This window comes from Alteromonas alvinellae (assembly GCF_902705805.1).
Map to the genome: position 1 here is coordinate 1 of NZ_CACSIH010000188.1, position 4,991 is coordinate 4,991.

The following is a 4,991-nucleotide window of genomic DNA, read 5'->3' on the forward strand; positions in this document are numbered from 1 at the left end:
GAAAATAGAGGTCGATTTAATGACGCTTACCTCTGAATTGAGGCGTAGCCTGCATATCTCCTTGTCTACCATTCAGATTTATTGATAAATCTAATGCTGTGTTGGGAACGTGTGTGTTTATTTCGAAATTACCCGGGCCGTCGTTTGGTTCAGGGTCAATCTCGACCACTTTTTGCGGTGGCGTTTTGATGACCTGTTCAATTGGTGCTATGGGCTTTTTGGTAATAGTTCGTTCATCTTCAGGCTGGTAGATGATAGGTTCAAAAAACACAGGCGGTGCCTCGTTTATGTTTACCTTATCTTGCTTAATTAGCTCTGCCATTAAGACGAAAAGCCCACCCGTTACCACACCACCTGCAAGAGCAATAGTGGCGACATTAATAGCGCGTTTGTAAAAAGGCGCTTTTGCAAAAGGTAGCACACTGTGTTGTGCCAGAACCTGTGGATTAGCGCTTGGTAAAATGGTTGCTTGCATAATGTTCCCCCTTTTTTTCACTAAACGGAGGAACTTAAGAAAAGGGGTGAAAATATTTTACGTTTTTAGTTCACCCTATTGCTCGAGGAAAGTTTGAACAATCATCGTTTTATTACAATTGCCCTTGCAGGATCTATAGCAAGCCAACCCGACATCTAATCATTTTTTTCATCTTGGCGCTTATTTAGCTTCGCTGCCGCCATAAAACCGATAATAAATATGGCGAAGATAACAACGCCTACCCAAATCAATACGTTAAACAGAAAGTCCATGTCATTCCCTAATCACATTTGTGTGAGTTAACCTTACCATTTATTTGATTAAGTAAATTAAATAGATCATCAAGTTTACCGATTTAGTTATTTAATGAGTGCGTCTGCAGCTGGTATTTCTGTTTCATCTCCGCTTTCTAGTCGAGAGACCTCGCTTTCTTTTAATGCTAACTGCGCACTAGAAACCTTTTTAATCATTAACCAGGTGACTAACGCTAAAGGAATTGAAATAACTTCTGAGGCCTGTGAGACCAAATTCACATTCATAATTTCAGAAATTTCTTCTGCCCGTCTGGACATTCGAAATACCGCCTGTCCCACTATGCTGTTCGCAATCCAGAAAAACCACCAGATACCTAATACTGAGCTTACTTTTTCTATTGGCCAATTAGTGGGGTTTTGGCTTGCCTGCCAGATTTCTTTCATCGCTTGATAAGGCTTCCAAAGCGATACTATTGGAATGAAGTAAAAGCCAATCGACCAGCCTGGCGAAAACGCCATATCTTTTGCACCTAACTGACGCGCATTTTGGTTTGATTGGTATATCCATTTTAAGATCAAAATACCAGAAATGATAAACACTGCTAGATAAGAAAATGCAATAACCTGCTGCCTTTTGTCATTAGCCTCAGCTACCGCCATTTCTTGGCTAAAGTAAACGCCGTTCTGAAAGTCTGTTAAAAGTTGGTACTCCATTAAGTTCGAGCCGATAGCAACAAATGCCAGAACCACTTGCACCACGAGCAAGTACTTAATCCACGCCATAATGTTTCTAGGGTCTTTAAATTCTTCTTTTTTATCTGACATTTCTATTTACTGCCTTGCGTCTTTACCAATTTACCAAGCTTATTTATCTACTTTTATCGAGGCTATTGTTTATGCCTATTATTCAATATCTACTTTTATCTCTACCAAATTTCGCTTACTTGCTACCTAGTTTTTAATTAGGCTTTTTACCTAAGCGAATTCTCTAACAATTCTTGTAATGGCTTTGGCAAAACATTACGTGCTTTGTGTGTAATGTTAGCCTCATTTTTTTGCCACCATATTCCTACATAAACGACGCCTAAACCAATAGCCATTAACGCAACAGGGAAAAACCAACTGTCCTTAAACACATTTGAAGCTAAATGACCTAGATAGAAGCAACTACCTATCGCACCAAATATCACAAATACTTTTCGAACCAATAATGCGCCTAGCCCAACCATGACAAGGTTAATACAAAAATAGAAAAACTTGGAAAGTTCACTGTCCGAGTTTTGGCTGGTAAGCCCACCCCAAAACGCAATAACGCCGAATAAATATAACCAAAATGCGTAGTCGGCAGTGCGCCTTGACCGTAAATCAACCCAAAATGCCAATGCGGTCATGAGTATGCCAAAGTACATAGATACTTTTGCGCGAAATTCCCACGTGTAGGAATTCCACATATCGTCTTGGTCGATGAGAAGCATGACAGCATCCATACTGATATACCATAGCGTTACCGCAATGGGCATTATCAAGAACGGGTATCTATAGCGCCAAGCTATTATTAAGCCAGTCACCAAGGTGCCAAGCTCCATGTACAGCCACAGCCATTTAATACGCGTATGGAACTGACGGTAGACCGTATTATCATCAGGCCAAAGCCCAAGCCACTGTTGGAATCCATAAATAGCAAGTGGCGTTAAGCACACAACAAAAGTTGCGCAAATACCGGCCGGAATAATAAGTTTTTTATTTACTAAAGAGTTAGCAAGCTTTAACCCTACGCCAGCGTAGAGCAATGATATGAAGATGATCCCTAGGCCCCCAAACTGTTCCCACCCCAAATTCATAAACAAAGTCATGGCGCCAATAGCGATAAGGCCGCCCAGATAGTAAAGAATATGAGTAAAGGTGAAAGCGGGAAAATGCTGGCTTTCTGCCTCAAAGAATTTGTAGAGATCAGCGCCCTGCTGTTCAGAGATGATATTCTTCGCGACTGCTTTTTGAATACTTGTTTTGGATACTTCCATGTACTTCTCTGAATTAGCTTGTAGAAATAAGAACATTTACTTTACTGGGTTATAAGTAAAAAGCCAGCCTAGAGAAGTTACTGAGTATTACTCGTCTCTTTTTCGTAAGCCTTCTCAGATTTGTTCCACATTAAGTGACCAAAAGCGATACCTGCAATGGGGAAGATGATTAAAGCGATAATTGGCCGTACCCAAATATTCTGTGATGGTTCGATTAACTCCATTAATACAGACCAGAGGATAGCCGTTATGACGCCCCACCCTAAAACACCGTTGACTAAGACGAAATGCTGCTTTCCTTTTTCTCGCTTTTTTACCCACTTTTCCATATTCATTGAGATGTCCTTTTGTAAAATTAAGAAACCAGCGCAATACAGACCAAAACAACGGCTAAGCTAACAAAACCAACAACGAAAGTTGTTCCTTCGTCTCTACCCGCTCGCGGATATTTGCCAAAGGATAAAAACTTAAGCACCACATGACCTGTACCTTTTAAAACGAATTCTATAATAGTGTCTACGACTATCCACTTGAGAATACGAAGTATAAAGCGGCCCAGCGGTTCTAAAACGTCTTCCATAACTTTAATGCTCTTTGTTTCTTTTACTAAACGGTGCTTTTATAAAACAGTGGCTGTCTTTTTATTTCTTTTTATTTCGTCGCTAACGACACCCTTTCCTCAGTATTCTCGTTCTTCTAACGGCGGGACTATAAGCTAATTTCACCGATAAGAATCAAGGCCCACATAGCCAACACAGCGGCAAAATTGATGGTAAACACCATACCACGCAATCTGATATTGTCGGTAAATATTTGAACAATGCTGTGCAACACTCTGCCTATTACAAATACCCAAGCCAAGTAGATTTGCACACTGTCTATTGGCTCACCCGTTGCGATAAGCAATACAATGGCAATGTAAAAAAATAGTGGCCACTCAAATTGATTGCTTAGGTTCGCGCTGATTTTAGGCTGAATATTGCTGAAAGGGTTTGAACCATCTTTGCTCTGCCCCACACCCCATATAACCGGTGCGCGAGCTACAGTGAGAAATGCGTAAAGTACAGTGCAAAGAAGTACATGCGTAAATAGTGGAAGTATTAAACTGGACATATTAATGAACTACACGTTCACCTCATACTTCAAATCAAGGGCTTCATCACCTGTCATTCCACGGAAACCCCACTGATACTTTTCTTGTTCTTTAATCGTAATCTCGATATCTACAGGTGAAATTCCTAACTCTAGCTCAATTTGTTTAAACAACGCTTTTATAAGTGACTTTTGCGTGTGTATTTCTCGCCCTTTCATCATGTTTATTTCGATAACTGTGTATGCCTCGGTTCTACCTTCAGGGTAAAAGAAGTCGTCTTTTGACAGCGGCACAAAGCGATGCGCTCTTTTATTTTCCGGTAAGCCTAAGAGTGATTGCATACAAGAATGAATAACATCTGAAAGCTTGCGTTTTATTGGGTTTAATTGATTGTCTATGCCATTGATTACGATCACTTTGCCGTCCTTTGCATTGTTTGAATTGGTAAAATCTGAGTTTCAAAGCTTCGATAGCTCGTTAACGATAGTTGAAAATAGCATAGTTAACCTTGCCTTGGGCTCTATAAAATCATGAATATTGAGTAGATAAGCAACCATAGAATTTGGCAGCCGTAACTAAGGCGTTGATAAAGTCCTGGAACAGTTTTTCGTTCAAGAGACTTTGCTAGTTTATAAGAAAAGTAAACGCAGCCAACAACGCTTAATGCAGACAGAAGCCTTAGCGACCAAGAGTAGTAACTAGAGAAAGTAACAATCACCGGCGCTACGATAAACGAAACTAACATTATTAGCCCTGACCACGTATGGATTTTGCAACTTTTCGAAGGGGTTGTTGTATATGGATCGGCGTCCATTGGGAAGTAGCCACAAACCCAAGTACAGATGCCATGTGTTATTACCATTGCACCGATAACTATAGTTGGCATATGACCTGAATGTGAGTTAATAAGGTAATACCCAAACAGAGCGAATAATAAGCCCAATGGGTAATTATTGATTGCAGGAGAGAGTTTTTGTGTTGGGCTACCAAATGCGCCAAGTTCACTACAAAACTGCTTAGAATGGCTATAATTTGGATAGAATCGAGAAGCGATATAAATACCTAATACTATCCAAATTGACGCTGCTATCCCTGTAAACGATAAAAAGCTATCCAAATGAGCCTGTAACAGATTCTGTGTAACTGCC

Annotated in this window: 8 protein-coding genes; all 8 read right to left on the reverse strand. The window is 40.2% G+C overall.

What is annotated here, in order from left to right:
* Positions 1–16 precede the first annotated feature (16 nt).
* The 8 genes from ACX5KA_RS13850 to ACX5KA_RS13885 all read right to left on the reverse strand — a co-directional run bounded on the left by ACX5KA_RS13850 (position 17) and on the right by ACX5KA_RS13885 (position 4,960).
* Positions 17–475, reverse strand: a complete 459-nt coding sequence (locus tag ACX5KA_RS13850; protein WP_458731450.1) for an energy transducer TonB — start codon at positions 473–475, stop codon at positions 17–19.
* Between the two features lie 359 nt (positions 476–834).
* Positions 835–1,554, reverse strand: coding sequence for a DUF4328 domain-containing protein (locus tag ACX5KA_RS13855; RefSeq protein WP_458731451.1), 720 nt, complete (start codon positions 1,552–1,554; stop codon positions 835–837).
* A gap of 146 nt (positions 1,555–1,700) precedes the next feature.
* Complete coding sequence (locus ACX5KA_RS13860) at positions 1,701–2,750, reverse strand: DUF2157 domain-containing protein (RefSeq protein ID WP_458731452.1); 1,050 nt, start codon at positions 2,748–2,750, stop codon at positions 1,701–1,703.
* 77 nt (positions 2,751–2,827) lie between these two features.
* Positions 2,828–3,085, reverse strand: a complete 258-nt coding sequence (locus ACX5KA_RS13865) for a hypothetical protein (protein WP_458731453.1) — start codon at positions 3,083–3,085, stop codon at positions 2,828–2,830.
* Positions 3,086–3,105: 20 nt separating this feature from the next.
* Positions 3,106–3,330 (reverse strand): hypothetical protein, encoded by a 225-nt coding sequence (locus tag ACX5KA_RS13870; RefSeq protein ID WP_458731454.1) that lies wholly within the window; start codon positions 3,328–3,330, stop codon positions 3,106–3,108.
* Between the two features lie 128 nt (positions 3,331–3,458).
* Positions 3,459–3,863, reverse strand: a complete 405-nt coding sequence (locus ACX5KA_RS13875; protein ID WP_458731455.1) for an MAPEG family protein — start codon at positions 3,861–3,863, stop codon at positions 3,459–3,461.
* A gap of 9 nt (positions 3,864–3,872) precedes the next feature.
* The gene (locus ACX5KA_RS13880) at positions 3,873–4,259 is read right to left on the reverse strand and encodes a tautomerase family protein (protein ID WP_458731456.1); all 387 of its coding nucleotides are present in this window, start codon (positions 4,257–4,259) and stop codon (positions 3,873–3,875) included.
* A 104-nt stretch (positions 4,260–4,363) separates the two neighbouring features.
* Entirely contained in the window at positions 4,364–4,960 is a 597-nt protein-coding gene (locus tag ACX5KA_RS13885; RefSeq protein WP_458731457.1) for a DUF998 domain-containing protein, read from the reverse strand.
* Between the last annotated feature and the right edge of the window lie 31 nt (positions 4,961–4,991).